The 21,891-nt window shown below is 51.6% G+C and carries 19 protein-coding genes; 14 read left to right on the forward strand and 5 right to left on the reverse strand.

The genetic code is table 11. The annotated features are described in order from the left end of the window. The first annotated feature begins 6 nt into the window (after window positions 1-6). From BW941_RS10865 to rluB, 3 genes are read left to right on the forward strand one after another with little or no spacing between them, the layout of a single operon-like run. Window positions 7-849 carry a segregation and condensation protein A gene (locus BW941_RS10865; protein WP_076516012.1) on the forward strand — a complete coding sequence of 281 codons (843 nt, stop codon included), beginning with the start codon at window positions 7-9 and terminating at the stop codon, window positions 847-849. Continuing rightward, window positions 830-1,723: an SMC-Scp complex subunit ScpB gene (scpB, locus tag BW941_RS10870; protein WP_076516014.1), complete on the forward strand. Its 894-nt coding sequence runs from the start codon at window positions 830-832 to the stop codon at window positions 1,721-1,723. The genes BW941_RS10865 and scpB overlap by 20 nt, the downstream gene beginning before the upstream one ends. Further along, a complete protein-coding gene (gene rluB / locus BW941_RS10875) occupies window positions 1,716-2,549 on the forward strand; it encodes a 23S rRNA pseudouridine(2605) synthase RluB (RefSeq protein WP_068439579.1) in 834 nt (277 codons plus the stop codon). The genes scpB and rluB overlap by 8 nt, the downstream gene beginning before the upstream one ends. Before the next feature lie 66 nt (window positions 2,550-2,615). Here the strand turns inward: rluB and BW941_RS10880 are convergent, their stop codons facing one another. The 5 genes from BW941_RS10880 to BW941_RS10900 form a co-directional block, all read right to left on the reverse strand. Further along, a complete protein-coding gene (locus BW941_RS10880) occupies window positions 2,616-3,590 on the reverse strand; it encodes a GGDEF domain-containing protein (protein WP_245820089.1) in 975 nt (324 codons plus the stop codon). A gap of 215 nt (window positions 3,591-3,805) precedes the next feature. After that, a complete protein-coding gene (locus BW941_RS10885; protein ID WP_076516016.1) occupies window positions 3,806-4,549 on the reverse strand; it encodes a YciK family oxidoreductase in 744 nt (247 codons plus the stop codon). A 68-nt stretch (window positions 4,550-4,617) separates the two neighbouring features. Continuing rightward, on the reverse strand, window positions 4,618-5,274 hold the full coding sequence (locus BW941_RS10890) for an HAD family hydrolase (protein WP_076516018.1): 657 nt from the start codon (window positions 5,272-5,274) through the stop codon (window positions 4,618-4,620). Further along, window positions 5,271-5,990, reverse strand: a complete 720-nt coding sequence (gene ubiG, locus BW941_RS10895) for a bifunctional 2-polyprenyl-6-hydroxyphenol methylase/3-demethylubiquinol 3-O-methyltransferase UbiG (protein ID WP_076516020.1) — start codon at window positions 5,988-5,990, stop codon at window positions 5,271-5,273. Before ubiG ends, BW941_RS10890 begins: the two co-directional genes overlap by 4 nt. Before the next feature lie 63 nt (window positions 5,991-6,053). Continuing rightward, a complete protein-coding gene (locus BW941_RS10900; RefSeq protein WP_076516022.1) occupies window positions 6,054-7,358 on the reverse strand; it encodes a TRZ/ATZ family hydrolase in 1,305 nt (434 codons plus the stop codon). A gap of 262 nt (window positions 7,359-7,620) precedes the next feature. Between BW941_RS10900 and gyrA the strand changes: the two genes are divergently transcribed. The 11 genes from gyrA to pyrF all read left to right on the forward strand — a co-directional run bounded on the left by gyrA (window position 7,621) and on the right by pyrF (window position 21,887). Continuing rightward, on the forward strand, window positions 7,621-10,227 hold the full coding sequence (gyrA, locus tag BW941_RS10905; RefSeq protein WP_076516024.1) for a DNA gyrase subunit A: 2,607 nt from the start codon (window positions 7,621-7,623) through the stop codon (window positions 10,225-10,227). Further along, complete coding sequence (locus BW941_RS10910; RefSeq protein ID WP_076516026.1) at window positions 10,224-11,384, forward strand: Wzz/FepE/Etk N-terminal domain-containing protein; 1,161 nt, start codon at window positions 10,224-10,226, stop codon at window positions 11,382-11,384. Before gyrA ends, BW941_RS10910 begins: the two co-directional genes overlap by 4 nt. 15 nt (window positions 11,385-11,399) lie before the next feature. Continuing rightward, entirely contained in the window at window positions 11,400-12,482 is a 1,083-nt protein-coding gene (gene serC / locus BW941_RS10915) for a 3-phosphoserine/phosphohydroxythreonine transaminase (RefSeq protein ID WP_076516028.1), read from the forward strand. An 11-nt stretch (window positions 12,483-12,493) separates the two neighbouring features. Further along, window positions 12,494-13,588 (forward strand): prephenate dehydratase, encoded by a 1,095-nt coding sequence (pheA, locus tag BW941_RS10920; RefSeq protein ID WP_076516030.1) that lies wholly within the window; start codon window positions 12,494-12,496, stop codon window positions 13,586-13,588. Window positions 13,589-13,603: 15 nt separating this feature from the next. Beyond that, on the forward strand, window positions 13,604-14,716 hold the full coding sequence (hisC, locus tag BW941_RS10925) for a histidinol-phosphate transaminase (RefSeq protein ID WP_076516032.1): 1,113 nt from the start codon (window positions 13,604-13,606) through the stop codon (window positions 14,714-14,716). Beyond that, complete coding sequence (locus tag BW941_RS10930) at window positions 14,713-16,953, forward strand: bifunctional prephenate dehydrogenase/3-phosphoshikimate 1-carboxyvinyltransferase (protein WP_076516034.1); 2,241 nt, start codon at window positions 14,713-14,715, stop codon at window positions 16,951-16,953. Before hisC ends, BW941_RS10930 begins: the two co-directional genes overlap by 4 nt. Further along, window positions 16,946-17,635 carry a (d)CMP kinase gene (cmk, locus tag BW941_RS10935; RefSeq protein ID WP_076516237.1) on the forward strand — a complete coding sequence of 230 codons (690 nt, stop codon included), beginning with the start codon at window positions 16,946-16,948 and terminating at the stop codon, window positions 17,633-17,635. Before BW941_RS10930 ends, cmk begins: the two co-directional genes overlap by 8 nt. A gap of 150 nt (window positions 17,636-17,785) precedes the next feature. Beyond that, window positions 17,786-19,468 carry a 30S ribosomal protein S1 gene (rpsA, locus tag BW941_RS10940; RefSeq protein ID WP_068434477.1) on the forward strand — a complete coding sequence of 561 codons (1,683 nt, stop codon included), beginning with the start codon at window positions 17,786-17,788 and terminating at the stop codon, window positions 19,466-19,468. A 170-nt stretch (window positions 19,469-19,638) separates the two neighbouring features. Beyond that, window positions 19,639-19,929 carry an integration host factor subunit beta gene (gene ihfB, locus BW941_RS10945; protein WP_068434480.1) on the forward strand — a complete coding sequence of 97 codons (291 nt, stop codon included), beginning with the start codon at window positions 19,639-19,641 and terminating at the stop codon, window positions 19,927-19,929. Window positions 19,930-20,001: 72 nt separating this feature from the next. Further along, window positions 20,002-21,195 carry a hypothetical protein gene (locus tag BW941_RS10950; RefSeq protein WP_076516036.1) on the forward strand — a complete coding sequence of 398 codons (1,194 nt, stop codon included), beginning with the start codon at window positions 20,002-20,004 and terminating at the stop codon, window positions 21,193-21,195. Then, on the forward strand, window positions 21,192-21,887 hold the full coding sequence (gene pyrF, locus BW941_RS10955; protein WP_076516038.1) for an orotidine-5'-phosphate decarboxylase: 696 nt from the start codon (window positions 21,192-21,194) through the stop codon (window positions 21,885-21,887). The genes BW941_RS10950 and pyrF overlap by 4 nt, the downstream gene beginning before the upstream one ends. Window positions 21,888-21,891 lie beyond the last annotated feature (4 nt).

The raw sequence follows: 21,891 nt of genomic DNA on the forward strand, positions 1-21,891 counted from the left end.
ATCACTATGGAAGAAAACGGATCAGAGAAAACCAGTAAAGCCCGTCAGAGCGAAATGCCGTTTGCACTCGTGCAGGGGCAGCCAATGACGCAACTGCCACTCGATCTGTATATTCCGCCAGACGCTCTGGAAATTATCCTTGAACAGTTTGAAGGGCCGCTGGATCTGCTGCTCTATCTGATCCGTAAACAGAATCTCGATATCCTTGAAGTGCATGTCGCGGATATTGTTGAGCAGTACATGCAATACATCAGTATGATGCAGGCCCTGCAGCTCGAACTTGCCGCCGAATACATGGTAATGGCGGCCATGCTGGCCGAAATTAAGAGCCGGATGTTACTGCCGAGGCAAAAAGCCGAGGGAGAGGATGGCGAAGAAGAAGACCCGAGAGCTGAACTGATTCGCCGCCTGCAGGAGTATGAGCGTTTCCGTACTGCAGCGGAGCAGATTGATGAGCTTCCCCGGCTTGAGCGAGATATCTTTGTCGCTGATGTTGATGCTCCGGACAGAATTCAGGAGCGTATTCACCCTGAGGTCGATATGCGCGAAATCATGCTCGCTATGGCAGCGGTTATGCGTCGGGCAGAGCGCTTTGAACATCATGAGATTGAGCGCGAGCAGCTCTCAACCCGTGAGCGAATGGCTGATATTCTCGAAAAACTGAAAGGCGGGCATTTTGTTCCTTTCAGTCAGCTGTTTGCGCCGGAGGAGGGTAAGCTGGGCGTTGTGGTCAGTTTTTTGGCAATACTAGAGCTGATCAAAGAGCGCTTACTCGACCTTGTTCAGCATGAGGTGCTCGGCGTGATACATGTGAAATTGAGGGGTACGGATGAGCACGCCACCGCTTAAGAATATACTGGAAGCAGCCATGATGGCCGCAGGCGCGCCATTGTCTGTTGAGCGGATGAAAACCCTGTTTGCGGAAGGTATGGAGCCGACATCCTCTGAGCTTCTTGATGCGATAGTTGAACTGCGCAAAGACCTTCTCGGACGTGGAATAGAGGTGTCAGAGGTCGCTTCTGGCTTCCGTTTGCAGGTCCGTACAGAGACAGCACCGTTTGTTGCCCGTCTCTGGGAAGAGAAACCGCAGCGTTATTCACGGGCTTTGCTTGAGACACTGGCCCTGATCGCGTACCGTCAGCCGGTTACTCGTGGGGACATTGAAGATGTCCGTGGTGTCGTGGTCAGCAGTTCTACGATCCGCACACTGCTGGAGCGGGACTGGGTTCGTGTTGTCGGGCATCGTGATGTGCCTGGTCGCCCGGCCATGTATGCCACTACGAAAGAGTTTTTAGACTATTTTGGCCTTCAGTCGCTGGAGGATCTGCCATCTTTAATGGAGATTCGCGAACTGGAAGACACCAGTCGTCGGCTTGAGCTGGGCGATGATGCCGAAGCACGCCGGCCAACGCCTGACCGGTATGACTTTACCAGTGATGAAGAACGAGAAGAACGCGGCGCCGAAGTACTCAGTCAGACTGAGGATGACCTGGCGGCGGCCTCGGCACTGGTTGATAAAGTAGAAGATAACGTATTCGAACCGGTAGAAGGCAAACCCGGTAAAGGAGAGCCGCGCAAGGTCCGCGATCTTGGGCAGATCTTGCAGCGACTCGAAGAACAGCATTCTTCCGCGGAGGAGACCACGGAAGAGAATGACGAAACACAACGCAGTGACGAACATGATGATGTCACTGCTCAGGAAAAAGAATCTGACAATGAATGAGCGTATTCAGAAATTACTGTCGCTGACAGGTGTCGCCTCCCGTCGTGAAGCTGAACGCTGGATAGCAGACGGTCGTGTAACGGTGAATGGTGAGCGGGCTAAGCTCGGAGACCGAGCGGGGCGCAACGATGATATCCGCGTTGATGGCCGTGCGGTATCTGTTGAAGAAGCAGGGGTTAATACCCGTGTGATCGCCTACAACAAACCCGTTGGTGAAGTCTGTACCCGTGATGACCCTGAAGGTCGACCGACCGTTTTTGATCATCTGCCGAAAACAAAGAATGAGCGCTGGATCAATGTCGGCCGCCTGGACATCAATACCAGCGGTCTGTTGCTTTTTACTACCGACGGAGAGCTTGCGAATAAGCTGATGCACCCTTCGAGTGGTGTCGACCGCGAATACGCCGTACGAGTACGTGGTGACGTTGATCAGGATATGATCAATCGCCTGAAAGAGGGCGTGTTGCTCGAAGACGGCATGGCCAGCTTTACCGACGTTCGTTATTTTGATGGCGAAGGTCAGAATAAGTGGTATCACGTTGTTCTTATGGAAGGCCGTAACCGGGAAGTGCGTCGACTCTGGGAAAGCCAGGAAATTACGGTCAGCCGCCTGAAGCGTGTTCGTTATGGTTGTATCTTTATGCCAGCGAATGTCCCGGTCGGTACCTGGGTCGAGCTTGGGCAAAAAGAAGTGAACGATCTGTATGATCTGGTGGATCTGCGTCGTCGTACAGTGAAGAAGTTTGTTGGCAAAGAAAAAGAGCAGTATCTACGCCAGATGCGTCGCCAGAAAGTTCGCCAGACTGCGAGTCGCAGAAAGCGCTAATCGAGCCTCAGGTTCGCGCCAACCAGAAAAAAGCCGTGCAATGCACGGCTTTTTTAATCGGCTTATTCAGTGCCCATTAGCCTCCTGGTTTGGCTCTGGGCTAGGCTCCTCACTGACATCGCCCTGTCGGGTGTACTCGATATCAAGATCACTGATAACCCGGTTGCGACCGCTGTCCTTGGCAACATACAGCGCTGTATCGGCCCGAGATACGAGCTCTTCGGTATCATCGCTTGGCTGCAGTGTTGCACAACCAATACTGGCGGTGACCTGCAACTTGTCTTTTTTACCTGCAAAGGACAGCTGGCCAATGCCCATGCGAACGCGTTCGGCAATGCGTAAAGCGCCCGACTGATCTGCATTGCTGAGCATGATCAGAAACTCTTCACCGCCGTAGCGAAAACACATGTCGGTCTGGCGAATGCAGCCGGTCATGGCTTTAACGGCTTCTTTCAGTACTTTATCACCCATGCTGTGGCCAAACTCGTCGTTCACTTGCTTGAAGTGATCAAGGTCGAGCATCAGCACCGAGAGAGGTTGGTCGTGACGTTTGGAGAGTTCGACTTCGCGACTCAATGTTTTATCGAGCGCTACCCGGTTGCCGGCACCAGTGAGAGGGTCGCGGAAGGCAGCAGCTAATGCTTCATGGTATCGAAGCGCATTGCGCAACGGATAGACCAGTGTCGTCATTAAGCCTTCTATATTAGCGAGTTCATGTTCGCGGAAGCGAGTAGAGCGATGGAACGTCATATCACCCATGTAATCCTGTTGTGTCTGAAGTCGGTAGTTCGCGGTGTGCAGGCTGTTGCGCCCAACCGCTATTGTCGTATTGGTGGGCTCATGATGAAACGTCAGGCCGTCGACCAGAACCGCTTGCTGAATTTCTTCGAGAAAGATCTCGAGTAACTGACCTAATTCGAGCGTGGTCTGCAACTTGCCAGACAGGCGTAACAGCACCTCAGGGCGGATATCCGGTCGGGGTGCCAGATCCCCGAAAGGTGTAATGACCTTGTCGTCTCGCAGTTCCGCTCTGCCATTCATTGGGCTGACCATGAGCTACCTCATACATTGGTGATATCAATGTGAGGGAATAAGCGATTTCTGTGCCATAGTTTTAAAATCTTAAAAGTTGTTTTAAAACAATAGGTTATAAGATTTTTGGAAGTGGAGTGAAATTTAACGCCAGTTCATTGACGAAAAAAGCGGCAAAACTGAGCCAAATTGATGACTAAGTATGCCGCCCGGAAGGATGTCGTTTATTTTTGCTGAGCATCCAGGCTCTGCCCGTGCGTTCCTATTGAGGCTGGGCTCATCAGATGCAGGTAGAGATCCATGATTTCTGAGGCTGGTTTGACCGTCGCAGGGTTCTCTGCAGGATACGCTGCCGCCCGCATGCCGGTGCGTGTGGCGCCCGGGTTGATGCAGTTGACGCGAATATCACTGGTATTCTCAAGTTCTTGTGCAGCGACCTGCATCAGGCCTTCTGTTGCAAACTTGGAGACAGAATACGCACCCCAATAGGCTCTGCCTTCACGCCCTACGCTGCTGGTGGTGTAGATCAGCGATGCGTCTGCGGGGGCTTCGCGGAGAAGAGGAATCAGGTGCTTAGTCAGTAGGAACTGGCCGTTGACGTTGATTTTCATTACTTTCTGCCAGGTGTCCCAATGATAATTGTCGAGCATGGTGCGTTGCCCGAGAACCGATGCATTGAGTAACGCGCCGTCGAGATGCCCGAAGTGCGAGCCGATAAGCTGAGCCAGCTCGACAAAGAGGCTTTCGTCCTCTGATGCAAGGTCAAAAGGCAGTACGGCAGCCTGAGGCAGGCCTTCGGCTTCTATCAGGTCGTAGGTGTCATTCAGAGCCTCTTCCGTACGACCGAGCAGCAGAACCGTCGCGCCAGCTCTGGCGTATGTCAGGGCGGCTTCGCGGCCGATACCGTAACCACCGCCTGTCACTAATATGACGCGATTCTTTAATGTTTGCTCTTTATCTGCGGTCATTTTCTGATTTCCGTTTGATTCTTTGATAACTCGTAAGGGTTCTGGGCGGCAAGAGTGGCAACTGCCGGTCAGGCTTTGCCGCTCAGAAGGGCCGTAATTTCATATGGATCGTTGACGTAATGGTCGGCTTGCCATGCTTGAGGATCTTCTGATTCTTCTATATAGCCAAATAGAGCGGCGATGCTTGTCATGCCCGCTGCTCTGGCGGCTTCGATATCGCGGATATGATCGCCAACATACCAGCAGGAAGATGGCTGAACCTCCATCATAGATGCACACAGCAACAAGCTGTCCGGGGCTGGCTTGGTTCTTTGAACATCTTCAGGGCACACGACGAACTTACACGCCAGTGGCATCCTCTCCAGAAGCAGGTCGGTGTAGAGCCGTGGTTTATTCGTGACGATACCCCAAGGAACAGAACCTTGTTCCAGTTTATTGAGTAGCTCAGAGAACCCTTTAAACAGCTGAGCTTTGTCGCCTACGGTGTTCTCGTAGCGATCCAGCAAGCGTTGACGGTAGTCCTGAATATCCGGGTGGCTCCGGTCTATCTCCCAGGTAAGGCAGGCCAGTGCAACTCCACCGTTGCTTACCTGCTCGCGGATCGTGGAATCAGCGAGCGCGGGCAGGCTTTCTTCCTCACGTAGAGAGTTCACGACATTGAAGAAATCTAAGGCCGTATCGACCAGGGTGCCGTCAAGATCAAACAGAACAGCTTCGGGTGTCATGCGTCTTCCCGGCGGGTCGCAACGAGATAGTTCACGTCCACGTCCTGATCCTTGAGGCTGTATTCCTGCGTCAGCGGGTTATAGATCATGCCTGTCATATCAAGCACCGAGAGATCTGCCGCACGGCACCAACGCGTCAGTTCGCTGGGTTTGATGAATTTATCGTAATCGTGCGTTCCTGCAGGAAGCATGCGCATGATGTACTCAGCGCCAATAATGGCCATTGCGTAGGCTTTCGGATTTCGATTAATAGTCGAGAAAAATACCATGCCTCCTGGTTTTACCAGTTTGTAGCAGGCCTGAATAATCGATGCTGGATCTGGCACGTGCTCAAGCATTTCAAGGCAGGTGACTATGTCGAACGAGGCAGGCATTTCTTCGGCGAGTTGCTCAACCGGTATTTGTTGATACTTCACACTGACGCCGCTTTCAAGTGCATGCAGCTTAGCGATATTCAGAGGCGCTTCCCCCATATCAATACCGGTTACATCTGCGCCGCGTTGCGCCATGGCTTCACTGAGGATGCCGCCGCCACAGCCGACATCCAGTACCTTTTTACCCGCGAGAGAGGCGTGACGGTCAATGTAATTGGTACGCAGCGGGTTGATGTCGTGCAGTGGTTTGAATTCACTCTCACGATCCCACCAACGGGAGGCGAGGGCCTCAAACTTAGCAACTTCTGCACGATCTACATTCAGTTTTTTTAGTTCAGTCATAATATGTCCGCTGTTCTGTTACGCGTTAAGACCCGGCTCTGATATGCCCTTTGGTGGCATGTCTCAGGGTTGAATCTTGCTTTGCCATTGGCGTGTTTTTTCGAGAATCTGACTGGCGTCGATGGATGTCAGTTCACCCCGGCTCAATAGTGCTTTGCCGGCTACCCAGACGTATTCGGTGTAGCGGCTGCTGTCTGTGTATACAAGCTGTGACGCCGGATCGTAGAGCGGGCTCTGGGTCAGTTCGCTCATGCGCACTGCCTGCAGGTCTGCGTACTTTCCAGCTTCTATTGAACCTGTCAGTTCATCAATACCCAGCGCTTTGGCGCTGCCAGAGGTTGCCATTCTCAGCGCGGCCATAGCCGGGACGGCGGCGGCATCGTTAGCAACGGCTTTAGCGAGCATGGCGGCCGACTTCATTTCCCCCTGAATGTTCAGGTCGTTGTTGCTGGCCGCGCCGTCTGTGCCTAAGCCCAAATTAACGCCTTCGCTCAGGAGTGAGGCTACCGGACAAAAACCGCTGGCTAGTTTTAAGTTGGATTCCGGGCAGTGGACAACATTAGCGCCGGTCTGTTTGAGAATATCGATATCGATGTCGTTTATCTGAGTCATGTGAACACAGCTGACACTTTCGTTGAGAAAACCCAGTTCTGCCAGTCTCTGGGTAGGGCGCATTCCGCGTTCTTCAAGACTTTGGCTCACTTCAAATGCGGTTTCGTGAAGGTGAATCTGCACAGGCATCTGAAGCTGGCTGGCGGTGGTTGTTATCTCTTTCAGTGGTTCGTCTGACACCGTGTAGGGAGCGTGTGGACCAATGCCTACATGAGCTAAAGGCTGGTGGCGGTATTTGCTGTGAACGTCCAGAGTTTTGCGAATGTACTCGTCTGCGTTCTGAGCAAAGTTCGTCGGGAAGTCCAGCACAGGCGTATAGCTGACAGTCCTCATGCCCGCATCAATCGCTGCCTCGATGCTGTCGCCTGAATAGAAATACATATCGGCAAAGGTCGTGGTGCCGCAACGCAGCATCTCCGCGATGGCAAGCTGAGTGCCCTGATAAACAAAGTCACCACTGACCCACTGCGCCTCTGCAGGCCAGATATGATCCTGTAGCCAGGTCATCAGGGGCAGATCGTCGGCCACGCCGCGGAAAAGAGACATGGCAGCATGTCCGTGCGCGTTGATATAGCCGGGCAGGAGAACATGGTCTTCCAGATTTATATGCTCTTTTGCTTCGGGGCCTTGCTCAGTTTGGGGCTTCAGTCCGACAATCCGGCCGTTGGTCACGTATACCGAGTGGTTTTCCAATACTTCGCTGCTCTCGCCAAGGGGCAGTACCCAGCGAGCATCAATGCGCAGATCAGCCTGCATGGTGCTTCCTCATTCGCTTTGCTCGCGATTATAGCGAATGCAGAGGGCAGGGTGCGAACTGTTCCGCAAGGCTGACTGTTAATTGAACAGTAGGGAACGTCCGTTCAGAGACGAAAACGCCTCAGAGAGCCATTCAGGAGCTCTCATTAGGTATCAGCACGATTTGTGGTATGATCGCAGCCCTTGTTTGTCGCTCTGTGAGCGGCAACTCCATTCAAAGGAAATCCGCCGCCGGCGGGAGAGAGTACAGGCCCGAGTTTATATGAGTGACTTAGCCAAAGAAGTTCTGCCAATTAATATTGAAGACGAGCTGCAGCAGTCGTACCTTGATTATGCGATGAGCGTAATTGTAGGGCGGGCTCTGCCTGATGTCAGGGATGGCCTTAAGCCTGTACACCGCCGCGTGTTGCACGCTATGAACATTCTCGGCAATGACTGGAATAAGCCTTACAAAAAGTCTGCGCGTGTTGTTGGTGATGTGATCGGTAAATACCACCCGCACGGTGACTCTGCGGTGTATGACACCATTGTTCGGATGGCTCAGGACTTCTCTATGCGCTACACCCTGGTCGATGGTCAGGGTAACTTCGGTTCGGTGGATGGCGACTCTGCTGCGGCGATGCGTTACACGGAAATCCGGATGGAGAAGATCAGCCATGAAATGTTGGCTGATATCGATAAAGAGACCGTTGACTGGGTACCCAACTACGACGGTACTGAGCAGATCCCAGAAGTGCTTCCTACCCGCATCCCTAACCTGCTGGTGAATGGCTCGTCTGGTATCGCTGTTGGTATGGCGACGAATATCCCGCCTCATAACCTGACAGAAGTTCTGAATGGCTGTCTGGCCTTGATCGATGACCCGAATCTGACCGTCGATGATCTGATGGAATATATTCCAGGCCCGGATTTTCCAACAGCCGCATTTATTAACGGTCGCGATGGTATTGTTGAAGCGTACCGCACTGGCCGTGGACGCATTTATCTGCGTGCTCGTCATCAGTTCGAAGAGGACGAGAAAAACGGCAAAGTATCCATCGTCTTCACCGAAATCCCATACATGGTCAACAAAGCTCGCCTGATCGAGAAGATCGCCGAGCTGGTTAAAGACAAGAAAATCGAAGGCATTACCGAACTGCGCGACGAGTCGGATAAAGACGGTATGCGTATCGTCGTTGAACTGCGTCGCGGTGAAATGCCAGAAGTCGTATTGAATAACCTGTTCGCTCAGACTCAGTTGCAGGGTGTATTCGGTATTAACACCGTCGCCCTCGTCGATGGGCAGCCTAAGACTCTGAACCTTAAGCAGTTGCTTGATGCGTTTGTTAAGCACCGTCGTGAAGTTGTTACAAGACGCACAATTTATGATCTGCGCAAGGCGCGTGAACGTGGTCATATTCTCGAAGGTCTTGCTCTGGCGCTGGCGAATATTGATCCAGTGATTGAGCTGATTAAAAAGTCGCCTACCGCGGCGGAAGCGAAAGAGAGCCTGATTGCGGCGGCTTGGGCGCCAGGTGATGTGCTGGATATGCTGGAACGAGCAGGCGAAGATGCCTGTCGTCCGGATGACTTGCCAGAAGAGTACGGTTTCCGTGATGGTAAATATCACCTTTCACCGGTTCAGGCTCAGGCAATTCTTGATCTGCGCCTGCAGAAGCTGACTGGCCTCGAGCATGAAAAACTGATTGCTGAGTATCAGCAGAAGCTTGAAGAAATTGCAGAATACCTCGAAATCCTTGGCAGTGCTGAGCGCCTGATGGAAGTGATTCGCGAAGAACTTGAGTTGATTCGTGAAGAGTATGGCGATGAACGTCGTACTGAGATCATTGCGCAGAAACGCGATCTCACTATGGCCGACCTGATTCCGGAAGAAACTCTGGTTCTGACTTTATCCCACACCGGCTACGCCAAGACTCAGCCAATGGATGCTTATCAGGCACAGAAGCGCGGTGGTAAAGGTAAGTCGGCGACGTCGATGAAAGACGAAGACTTCATTGAGCACCTTTTGGTTGTTAACAGTCATGATACCGTTCTCTGCTTTACCGATGCCGGTAAAGTGTATTGGTTGACGGTTTATGATATCCCTCAGGCCAGCCGCAACTCTCGCGGTCGCCCTATTGTGAATGTGCTCAATCTGTCTTCTGAAGGCGAGCGTATTACTGCAATTCTGCCGGTGGAAGAATACCGTGATGACCTGTACGTCTTTATGGCAACGGCCCGCGGTACGGTTAAGAAAACCACGCTGGATCAATTCAGTCGACCACGCTCATCAGGCCTGATTGCCTGTGAGCTGGACGAAAACGACTGGCTGGTCGGTGTGGCTATTACTGACGGCCAGCAGGACATCCTGATGTTGAGCGATGCGGGTAAAGCAGTCCGCTTTAAAGAGTCGGATGTTCGTGCCATGGGCCGGACCGCTCGCGGTGTGCGCGGTATCAAACTGGCGGAAGACCAGCGTGTTATCTCACTGATCGTCCCTGAGGAAAACGGTACGATTCTGACGGCATCGCAGCGCGGCTTTGGTAAACGCACAAACGTAGAAGAGTTTCCAACGAAAGGGCGTGGTACGCAGGGCGTTATCGCTATGGTGACCAGCGAACGCAATGGCGCTCTCGTGGGAGCGGTTCAGGTCTTCAATGGTGATGAGGTCATGCTTGTCAGTGATCGCGGCACGCTAGTGAGAACGCGTGTCGACGAAGTGTCAGTTCTGGGTCGGAATACGCAGGGTGTCACGCTCATTAAAGTCTCTGAGAAGGAGAAGCTTGTTGGTGTTGAGCGCATCTGTGATGAAGACGAAGCTGACCTTCTTGACGGAGAGCAAGTGGACTCTGCGAACGACGTTGATTCTGATGGAGAAACAGCTGAATGACTGAAAATATGAGTCAGCAGTCGCATGATGACGAGATCGACCTGTTTGATCTTATCGACGATGTTCGTGATAAATGGTACTGGCTGGTGGGTAGTCTGCTGGCTGGTATTGCACTTGCAATAGCTTATGTGATGACGGCGACGCCCGAATACCAGACCGAGGCGACCATTACTGAAGCAGCTCCTTCGGAGTTGCTGCCTTTTAGTCAGGCAGCACTGCGAAATAGACTTACCCTTAGTGCGTCGGTTAAAGACGTGCAAAATAATGGTGTCGAAGATGAGCCTGTTAGTTTGACGGATGAGGCTGTTTTTGAATTGGATGCTGAGGCTGCTTTTTCCAGTGCGCGTTCTGTACTTCGTTCTGCGTCAACTCGTAAGGCTTTCTATAATTTTTTGCTGAGTCAGCCTGATGAAGAGTTATTGCCACTGATTTCCTCGCAAGCGCTGACGGAAGAACAGAATCTCGCTAATTTTCTTACGCGGTTCTCATTCAGCGATCCGGGGAAGGGCGATACAGACACCTACCTGACTGTAAAGTTTAAGTTGGGCAGTAATGCCGAGCTAGCGCGAGATGTTCTGAATGACTACATCGCTTACGGGCTCATTTTGCATGAGAAGCGCGTCAAAAATGAGTTCGAGCGTAAGGTTCATGCTGAACTTGAGCTATACCAGACCTGGGTTGATAACTTCCGTAGGGTCTACGAATCAGAGAAAGCGCGCCAGATAGCCCGATTGGAAGAAGCTGCTCAGATTGCTGCGAGCATCGGCCAGAAAAAACCGTTTTATAATACAAACGATGTGGTTGTCAGTAGCGAACCCCCGCTTTACATGATGGGAGAGCAAGCGCTTCGTCAGGAAGCTGAATTACTGCGCAAACGTTCAGACTCTCCATCTGAAGATATTTTTGTATCCGGCCTTTCTGTTGTTAAGAATTCGATAGCAACTCTTGAGGGTATCGTCGTTGATTGGAACGAAGTCGAGTTGGTCGATGTGGATCAGCCTGCACTCTTGCCTTTGAAGCCAGCTAAGCCCAAAAAACTTCTTGTCGTGGCATTGGGCGCCGTGGGTGGCGCAATGTTCGGTTTGCTGGCCGCTTTGATTGCTGCGGCCTCAGCTCGCCATTTGAGACGTAATGAACGTAACCCTTTGCATTTTTAAGCGTGTGGAAAAATTATGAATCGTATTTTTAATTTCTGTGCAGGACCGGCTGCGCTGCCTACAGCAGTGCTGGAGCGTGCTGGTGCTGAGCTGGCGGACTGGCACGGCAAAGGCATGTCTATCATGGAAATGAGCCACCGCAGCAAGGAGTTTGTTGGTGTGGCCGAGAAAGCTGAGCAGGATCTCCGGGATTTAATGCTTATTCCGGACAACTACAAAGTTCTTTTTATGCAGGGTGGCGCCAGCAGTCAGTTCGCTATGGTGCCCATGAATCTGTTGCGCGGTAAAAGCACCGCTGACTACATTAATACCGGGCAGTGGTCGTCTAAGGCGATCAAGGAAGCGAAAAGCTTCTGTACGGTGAATGTTGTGGCCTCGACGGAAGGTAATAATTTCACATCTGCGCCCTCTCAGGCGGAGCTGAAACTGAATCCTGATGCGGCTTATGTTCATTACACTCCGAACGAAACCATTGGTGGCGTCGAGTTTGACTACATTCCTGACACTGGCGATGTGCCTTTGGTGGCCGATTATTCCTCGTCCATTCTTTCTGAAAAAATCGACGTGTCGAAATTCGGATTAATCTATGCCGGTGCTCAGAAAAATATTGGCCCTGCTGGTTTATGTGTCGTTATCGTTCGTGAAGATTTGTTGGGTGATGTTGTTGCCGGTACTCCGACGATGTTCGACTACAAAGTGGCTGCTGATAACGCATCTATGTATAACACGCCACCCACCTACAGCTGGTACCTTGCCGGTCTTGTATTCGCCTGGCTCAAGGAGCAGGGTGGCGTTGAAGGAATGGCCGAGATAAACAAGCGTAAAGCGGATCGGCTGTACAGCTTTATTGACGCGAATGATTTTTATGCGAACCCGGTTGCGAAGAACAATCGCTCCCGTATGAACGTTCCATTTACCCTTGCTGATGATGCGTTAGATACGGTGTTTCTTGAAGAGAGCGAACAGGCAGGTCTTATGAATCTGGCTGGATATCGCAGTGTTGGTGGAATGCGTGCCAGCATTTATAACGCAGTGCCAGAAGAAGGCGTAGATGCATTGATAGCGTTTATGGCTGACTTCGCTAAACGTCACGGGTAACAGGTTGAATCATGAGTGAAGCACAGGAACTGGATAAGCTGCGTCAGCAGATAGATTCGCTGGATAAGCAGATTCAGGAACTGATTAATCAGCGCGCGCAATGTGCCCAGGATGTCGCTGAAGTTAAGCAAAAGTACGCTTCTCCGGGGGAGAAGGTTGTATTTTACCGCCCAGAGCGAGAAGCCCAGGTTCTGCGAAAAGTTATGGAGCGCAACCGAGGTCCTCTCGGCGATGAGTCAATGGCCCGGCTCTTCCGTGAGATCATGTCTCAGTGTCTGGCCTTGGAAGAGCCACTGCAGGTAGCCTACCTTGGCCCTGAAGGAACCTTCACTCAACAGGCGGCAGTGAAACACTTTGGTCATGCAGTGAACTGTGAAGGGCAAGTGTCTATTGCAGATGTCTTTCGTGAAGTGGCCAGTGGCGCCGCGAATTATGGTGTCGTTCCAGTAGAGAATTCTACTGAAGGTGTCGTCACCCACACGCTCGACAGCTTCTACGATTCCAATCTCCATATTTGCGGAGAAGTTACTTTACGTATTCATCACCATTTATTGGTGAAGAGCGAGGATCAGCAGATCACACGCGTATACTCTCATGCTCAGTCTCTGGGGCAGTGTCGGCGTTGGCTTGATCAGAATTTTCCTGCAAGCGTAGAGCGCATCGCGGTGAACTCGAACGCTGAAGCAGCGAGACGTGCGGCTGCAGAAGAAGGCGCAGCAGCGATTGCAGGGGAAGCGGCGGCGGAGTTATATGAGCTCGTGACGCTCCATGCGAATATCGAAGACCGTCCGGATAATACGACCCGTTTTCTTATTATCGGTCGACAGGAAACCGGAGCAAGTGGAGCAGATAAGACGTCTATCATGGTATCGAATCGCAACAAGCCCGGGTCCTTATATCAAGTGTTGGCACCTTTCCATGAGGCTGGCGTTAACTTGACGCGGATCGAAACGCGCCCGGACCCTTCCGGTACCTGGAATTATATTTTCTTTATTGATTTTGAAGGACACTGCGAAGACGATGCAGTGGCGGCTATTCTGAAAAAGTTGCGTGAAATTGCGGTCGATTACAAACTGTTGGGTTCTTACCCGCGCGCCGTGCTCTGACAGAGGTTATAAATAGTGGCTGTAGATTTTTCTGAATTGGCAGTAGAAGGTGTTCGTTCACTGCGCCCTTACCAGCCAGGTAAGCCTATTGATGAGCTTGCCCGGGAACTTGGTCTGAACGAGTCAGATATTGTGAAGCTGGCGAGTAATGAAAATCCGATGGGTCCGAGTCCTGCGGCTCTGGAAGCAATTCGTCGCGAAACAGCTGAATTGCATCGTTACCCTGATGGTGCAGGTTTTGTCCTGAAGAAAACCCTGAGCGATAAACTGAATGTTCGCTCCGAGCAGATTACTCTGGGCAACGGCTCAAGTGATATTCTCGATTTTATTGTCCGCGTGTTTGTGAACGACGGTGACAACGTTGTCGTGTCTCAGCATGCGTTTGCTATATATGGTTTGGTCGCACGGACGGTAGGTGCCGATTGTATCGCCGTACCTGCGAAAGACTTTGGCCATGACCTTGAAGCAATGCTGGGTGCAATTAATGAACGCACCCGTATTGTGTTTGTGACGAACCCTAATAATCCGACAGGCACCTGGAATCATCGCGACGAGCTGATTGCGTTCCTGAATAAGGTGCCAGAGAACGTTATCGTTTTGCTGGACGAGGCGTATTTTGAGTACGTCCATGAAGCCGATTACCCAAATGGTATTGAGCTTCTGGATCAGTATCCGAATCTGGTGGTAACCCGCACTTTCTCAAAAGCATACGGTCTGGCCTCTCTTCGAGTAGGTTATGGGGTTTCCAGTCCTGAACTGGCAGACCTAATGAATAGGGTGCGCCCTCCGTTCAACGTTGATTCTTTTGCTCTCGCTGCAGCCAACGCGGCGATGCTGGATGAGGAATACGTGCGGGAAAGCATTGCGCTTAACGATCGTGGCATGAATTATCTGACATCCGCTTTCGATAACCTCGGTCTCTCTTATATTCCATCTGTCGGTAACTTTATTAGTTTCCGCGTGCCGGATGGTGTAGATGCGATGGAAGTATACTCCGGCTTACTTAAGCAGGGCGTTATCGTTCGCCCTGTTGCGAACTACGAGATGCCAGAGTACCTCCGGGTATCAATCGGTACTGAGTCGGAAAATGAGATATTCATACGTGCGTTACAGAAGGTGCTGGCTTGAGCGGCAAACTTCTGATTCCTCGTGTTGCCGTCATTGGATTAGGGCTGATTGGCTGTTCCTGGATTAAGGGGCTCAGGGTTCGTGGTTGCCTGGAAGAGGTTCGTGGGTATGACCGCAACCTCGACTCCATGCAGCTGGCATTATCGGAGGGCCTGATTGACGCTTACAGTGAAAATATCGCTGATGTTGTCAGGGATGCTGACCTTATCATCATCTCTGTGCCTATCATGGCAGTTAAGAGTGTGCTTGAAGCGGTGCGGGATCACATTTCCGAGACTGCAGTATTAACGGACGTCGGCTCTGTAAAGGGGGCCGTTGCTTCAGATGTTGCAGCGATACTTGGCGCGAATTTCTCCCGCTTTGTATTGGGACATCCGATCGCAGGCTCAGAGAAGAGCGGTGTGATGGCTGCAAACGAACATCTTTATGTTCATCATAAGGTCATTATTACCCCGCAGGATCATACAGATAAAAACGCACTGGCATTGGTGCGCAGCGCCTGGCAGGCTGTCGGTGCCGACCTTGAGCATATGTCGGTAGATCATCACGATGAAGTACTGGCTGCGACCAGTCACCTGCCGCATCTTCTGGCCTATTCGCTGGTTGATACTCTGGCGAACAGTCACGAGAACAAAGAGATTTTTAATTACGCTGCGGGCGGCTTTCGTGATTTTACCCGAATTGCTGCCAGTAGCCCGGTCATGTGGCGCGATATTTTTGCTGCCAACAAAGACCACTTGCTGAAGACGCTGGACCTCTTCAGTCACGACCTGTCTTCTTTACGAGCTGCGGTTGAACAGGGCGATGCCACCACTTTGATGGGGGTGCTGACCCGTGCGAAAGCAGCTCGAGACCATTTTTCTAAAATACTTGCCCGCCGGGCCTATGTTGAACCTATGAAAACAGCTTCTATTTCTTACATCGCTAATCCAGGCAAAGCTCTGTCGGGTAGCTTCCGGGTGCCGGGAGACAAGTCCATTTCACACCGTTCAATCATGCTGGGTTCACTGGCGAATGGTACGACTGAAGTGACGGGCTTCCTTGAAGGTGAAGATAGCCTGGCAACGCTGCAGGCGTTCCGCGATATGGGCGTAGTGATCGAAGGCCCACATCGCGGTCGAGTGACGATTCACGGTGTCGGGCTACACGGTCTCCAATCTCCGCCTAACGCGCTCTATCTTGGCAACTCAGGGACGTCAATGCGCCTGCTCGCAGGTCTGATGGCCGGGCAATCTTTCGATGTTGAGATGAGTGGTGATGAGTCTCTCTCTAAACGCCCTATGGGGCGCGTTGCTGATCCTCTAGCTCTGATGGGGGCTATTGTTGATACTGCTGAAGGCGGTCGACCACCTTTGAAAGTTAAAGGCGGTAGTGACCTGAAAGGCATTCACTATGATTTGCCAATGGCCAGTGCTCAGGTCAAAAGTTGTGTATTGCTGGCGGGACTGTATGCCGAGGGTGAAACCTCCGTTACTGAGCCTGCACCGACTCGCGACCATACCGAGCGTATGTTGCGTGGCTTTGGTTATGACGTTATCACTGAAGGCAACAAAGTGACGCTGCGCTCTGGTGGCGAACTCACGGCAACTGAAATTGACGTGCCTTCTGATATCTCTTCGGCGGCCTTTTTTATGGTGGGCGCGAGTATCATGCCGGGTTCTGATATTACGCTGGAGCACGTGGGTATTAATCCAACGCGTGTAGGAGTGATTAATATTCTGCGAGCTATGGGCGGTAATATCGATGTTCTGAATGAACGTGAAGTCGGCGGCGAGCCCGTTGCTGATATCCGCATCCGTTCAGCTCAACTGAAAGGCATTCATATCCCTGAAGATCAGGTGCCTTTGGCGATTGATGAATTCCCAGCGATCTTTATTGCTGCTGCCTGTGCCGACGGCGAAACCGTACTGACCGGTGCAGAAGAGCTGCGCGTAAAAGAGAGCGATCGTATCCAGGCGATGGTTGATGGTCTGGTAACACTGGGCGTAAATGCAGTCGGCACAGAAGATGGGGCTGTTATTCAGGGCTTTGGCTCTGAAGGTAGTTTCGGCGGCGGCGAGATTGATAGTCAGCATGACCATCGAATTGCTATGAGTTTCGCCATGGCGTCGCTGCGTGGTTCCGCGCCGATTGTGGTGCGTGACTGTGCCAATGTGGCGACGTCTTTCCCGAGCTTTGTTGAACTGTCGACGACGGCCGGCCTGGAGTTGGTGGTTGAAGGTGGTGATTGTGAGTAATCCACAGGCGTTACCGGTGGTGATCACGGTTGATGGTCCATCTGGAGCGGGCAAAGGCACTGTCTGTGCGATTCTTGCCGAAGCTTTGGGTTGGCACCTCCTCGATAGTGGTGCTCTGTACCGAATTACCGGACTGGCTTCAGATCGCAGAGGCATCGCTCTGGATAGCGAAGAGCTGGTTGCTGACGTGGCGGCCAACCTTGATGTGCGATTCATCCCAACTGGGTCCGGTGTGCAGGTTATTCTCGAAGGGGATGATGTCACCACGACGATCCGGACTGAGGAGGTGGGTAGTCTTGCTTCGCAAGTTGCTGCGTTGCCAAAAGTCCGTGAAGCACTCCTGCAGCGTCAGCGTGACTTTCGTCAGGCACCGGGGCTGATCGCGGACGGTCGGGACATGGGTACTGTCGTATTCGCTGATGCCCAGATCAAAGTCTTCCTCACAGCCTCCGCCGAAGAGCGCGGTCAACGTCGCTATAAACAGTTGACTGAGAAGGGCATTGATGCTAGTTTGCCCGCCCTTATCGAAGACATCCGGGTTCGTGATGAGCGTGATAGCAACAGAGCTGTCGCTCCGTTGCGCCCAGCGAGTGACGCGACAGTGATCGACAGTACCTCTCTTTCTATCGAAGAAGTGCGTGAAGAGATCCTTTCGCTGGTCCGCCAAGCAGGACTGATCTGAGATTAAAACCTCTGTATCTGCCAGCTTCCCGAAGGAAGTCGGTACGGAGAGTTTTATTATTAACTAACCCCAGATGCTGGCAGTCTGGTCAGCGCTTACTGTTTATCCGATGGCGGATAGCAGCGCGTTTTATGAGACAGGTGTATATACATGAGCGAAAGCTTTGCTGATCTATTTGAAGAATCCCTTAAAGAACTGGACATGCAGCCAGGTTCAATCGTTGCTGGTACCGTTGTTGATATCGACAGCGATTGGGTGACGGTTAACTCAGGCCTGAAGTCGGAAGCTGTTATTCCGCGCAGCCAGTTCCTGAACGAAAAAGGCGAACTGGAAGTTGCTGTTGGCGACGAAACCTTCGTCTCACTGGAAGCTGTAGAAGATGGCTTCGGTGAAACTAAACTGTCTCGTGAAAAAGCTAAGCGCGCTGAGAGCTGGAAAGAGCTGGAAAAAGCCTTCGAAGCTGATGAAATGGTTACTGGTGTTATCAACGGTAAGGTCAAAGGTGGCTTCACTGTTGAACTGAAGAACATCCGTGCGTTCCTGCCAGGTTCTCTGGTTGACGTTCGTCCAGTACGCGATACCGCGCACCTGGAAGGCAAGGAACTCGAATTCAAAGTGATCAAGCTCGACGCTAAGCGTAACAACGTTGTTGTTTCACGTCGTGCCGTTCTGGAAGCTGCTAACAGCCAGGAACGTGAAGAGCTGCTGGCTAACCTGCAGGAAGGTCAGTCTGTTAAAGGTATCGTTAAGAATCTGACCGACTACGGCGCGTTCGTAGATCTGGGCGGTGTTGACGGTCTGCTGCATATCACTGACATGGCGTGGAAGCGCATCAAGCACCCAAGCGAAATCGTTGCTGTTGGTGACGAGATCGACGTTAAAGTACTGAAGTTCGACCGTGAGCGTAACCGAGTATCTCTGGGTCTGAAGCAGCTGGGTGATGATCCATGGGTTAACATCAACGACCGTTACCCAGAAAACGCCCGTGTTAAAGCACGCGTTACTAACCTGACTGACTACGGCTGCTTCGCTGAGCTGGAAGAAGGTGTTGAAGGTCTGGTTCACGTTTCTGAAATGGATTGGACTAACAAGAACATTCACCCAAGCAAAGTCGTTCAGGTTGGCGACGAAGTTGAAGTGATGATTCTGGACATCGACGAAGAGCGTCGTCGTATTTCTCTGGGTATCAAGCAGTGCACCATGAACCCATGGGAAGAGTTTGGTACTAAGTTCAACAAAGGCGATAAGATTTCTGGCAAGATCAAGTCAATCACTGACTTCGGTATCTTCATCGGTCTGGACGGTGGTATTGACGGTCTGGTTCACCTGTCTGATATCTCTTGGAACGACACTGGCGAAGACGCAGTTCGCAACTACAAGAAAGGCGATGAGCTGGAAACCGTTATCCTGTCTATCGATCCAGAGCGTGAGCGTATCTCTCTGGGTGTGAAACAGCTTGAAAGCGATCCATTCTCTGAGTTTGTAGCTGAAAACGACAAGGGCACTATCGTTACTGGTAAAGTGATTGCAGTTGACGCTAAAGCAGCAACTGTTGAAATTGCTGAAGGTGTTGAAGCAACTCTGCGTGCTTCAGAAATCAGCCAGGACAAAGTTGAAGACGCGCGTAATGCTCTGAACGAAGGCGACAGCGTTGAAGCTGCAATCACCTCTGTTGATCGCAAGAACCGCACTATCAGCCTGTCTGTTAAGGCAAAAGATTCAGTAGCTGATAAAGAGGCTCTGAAAGAGCAGCGTGCTAAAGCAGAAGCTGAAATGACTGGTCCTACCACTATTGGTGACTTGCTGAAAGAGCAGCTTCGCGGTAAGGAGTAATCCTTCACCCCGTGCTAAAGAAACCCGCTCCGGCGGGTTTTTTTGTGCCTGAATACCTTGGATTGCTCACAATTGACTGTTTCTTGAGCTTGCGACTTGCAAATTCCATAAGCTAACTGCATGATTTAACTGGAATTATCTAAAAGCTTCGTTCTCAAGGAGGGAATGCAGTGACGAAATCCGAGTTAATAGAGAGAATCGTCAGTCGTCAACCGCAGTTGTCGGCGAAAGATGTTGAACTGGCGGTCAAGACGTTGTTGGATCATATGTCCCAGACATTGTCTTCTGGAGACCGTATTGAAATACGGGGCTTTGGCAGTTTCTCGCTTCACTATCGAGCGCCGCGGGTTGGTCGCAATCCTAAGACTGGTGAGACTGTCGAGCTGCAAGGGAAGTTTGTACCGCATTTCAAACCCGGAAAGGAGCTCAGGGATCAGGTGAATGATAGTATGGCGGTGTGACTTCTACGCCTGCTGTACTTAACCAGCTATTGCTGGCCCAAACTCTGAATCTATACGAAGTACACACCAATCATGCTGTCTGCTGAACTGTTCGACACGGCACTCCTTTATATCCTTCTACTCGCAGCAGTGGCGCTGGGTTGGACGCTTGGTTATCGCTATGCGCAACAAGGTAAGAAAGTAAATTACCCGGACTGGATTCCCTCCGTTGATTACTTGCTTGCCGAGAGCAACGATGCCGCTCTCGAAAAGCTTATAAAAATAGACCAGATGGACGATGAGTCTATCGACTTGCTTCTGAAGCTTGGTAAGAGCCTTCGTGATAAAGGCGAACTCGACCGGGCCATGCACCTTCATCAGAAACTTTTTGCCCGTGCGGATCTGGAGCGTAGTGCCCTCTACGCGATTCAGTTTGAATTGGCCTGTGATTATTCAGCCGCTGGGTTGCTTGATCGAGCGGAGCGCATATTGCGTGAGCTACTCGCTGCAAAAGGGCGCAATTCAGATCGGGCGGCGACTCTTTTGATCGAACTCCTTGAAGAGGAAGGAGAGTGGAGCAATATCCTTGAGCTTTATAAGGATAAAAAGTTGCCCACGACTGCCCGTCTCAGTCGCCGAGTGTCCCACGCTGTTTGTGAACTGGCGGAGAGAGCACTCAAAAAGTCCGATTTCCTTGAGGTTCAGCAGCTCTGTAAGCAAGCACTTAAAATAGACTCGGCCTGTGCTCGTGCTTACGTCGTTCAGGGAGATCTTGCGTTTGGCCAGAACGAGTATCGGGAAGCTGTGCGCTGCTATCTGAAGGCGGCAGAAATCGACGAGAGCAGCGTTGTCAGTGTTGTTGAGCGAATGACAGAAGCTTTCAGTATCAGTGGTGATAAAGAAGGTCTGAAAACGCATCTTCATGACCAGTGGGCCAGGACCGGGTACGTGCCCGCCCTCATGGCGTCCATGGGGGTTGTTGTTACACAGGGGGCCCCCGAAGAGGCAGTAAGCAGGATTCTTGATGAACTCAGGCTGCGTCCCTCGAATCAAGGGTTCCTGGCACTTGCTGAGCTCGTTGTTACGCAGCGTCAGCAGCTCGACAAGTCGCAGTTGTTACAGCTCTATGATATTCTCCGCGGCATCGTTGCAGTCGAACCAAAATTCGTCTGTTCTAATTGCGGATTTAAGGCGAAGGAGCCACATTGGCGCTGCCCAAGTTGTAAGGACTGGGCAAGCATTAGGCCATTCGTACCGTCGCCTGTTCAGAAAAAGCCAGATATATGACCACAACCTCACCTATTGTTGTCGCGCTCGACTTCCCCGATATGAAACAGGCATTGTCGATGGCAGATCAGCTCGATCCATCTTTGTGCCGCGTCAAAGTAGGTAAGGAGCTCTATACCGCAACCGGTCCTGCCATCCTGGAAGAGCTTCATAAGCGAAATTACGAAGTATTTCTCGACCTTAAGTTTCACGACATCCCGAATACCTGCGCCAAAGCCGTTGGGGTTGCTGCCGACCTAGGGGTCTGGATGGTCAATGTTCATGCCTCTGGTGGCCAACGGATGATGGAAGCCGCCCGCAACGAACTTGAAAAGAAATCGCACAAGCCACTACTGATAGGTGTGACCGTCCTTACCTCAATGGAGCAAAGTGATCTTGCAGGAGTAGGCTTGGATGTCGAGCCGATGAAGCAAGTTGAGCGATTAGCGAAGCTTACTCAATTATCTGGGCTGGATGGTGTGGTCTGTTCGGCTCGTGAGGTTGCTCTAATCCGGGATGTGTGCGGTCCAGAATTTCTCACTGTCACGCCAGGGATAAGACCGGATGGTTCTGATGTGGGCGACCAGAAACGCGTTATGACGCCGAAGCAGGCGGTTGACGCTGGCGTGGATTATATGGTGATTGGCAGGCCCATTACTGAAGCTGCACATAGTGGGTGTGCACTTGAAACGATAGCAGGCGAAGTGGCCTAAAAGA

The organism is Thalassolituus maritimus, assembly GCF_900156675.1.
Taxonomy (GTDB): Bacteria; Pseudomonadota; Gammaproteobacteria; order Pseudomonadales; family Oceanobacteraceae; genus Thalassolituus; species Thalassolituus maritimus.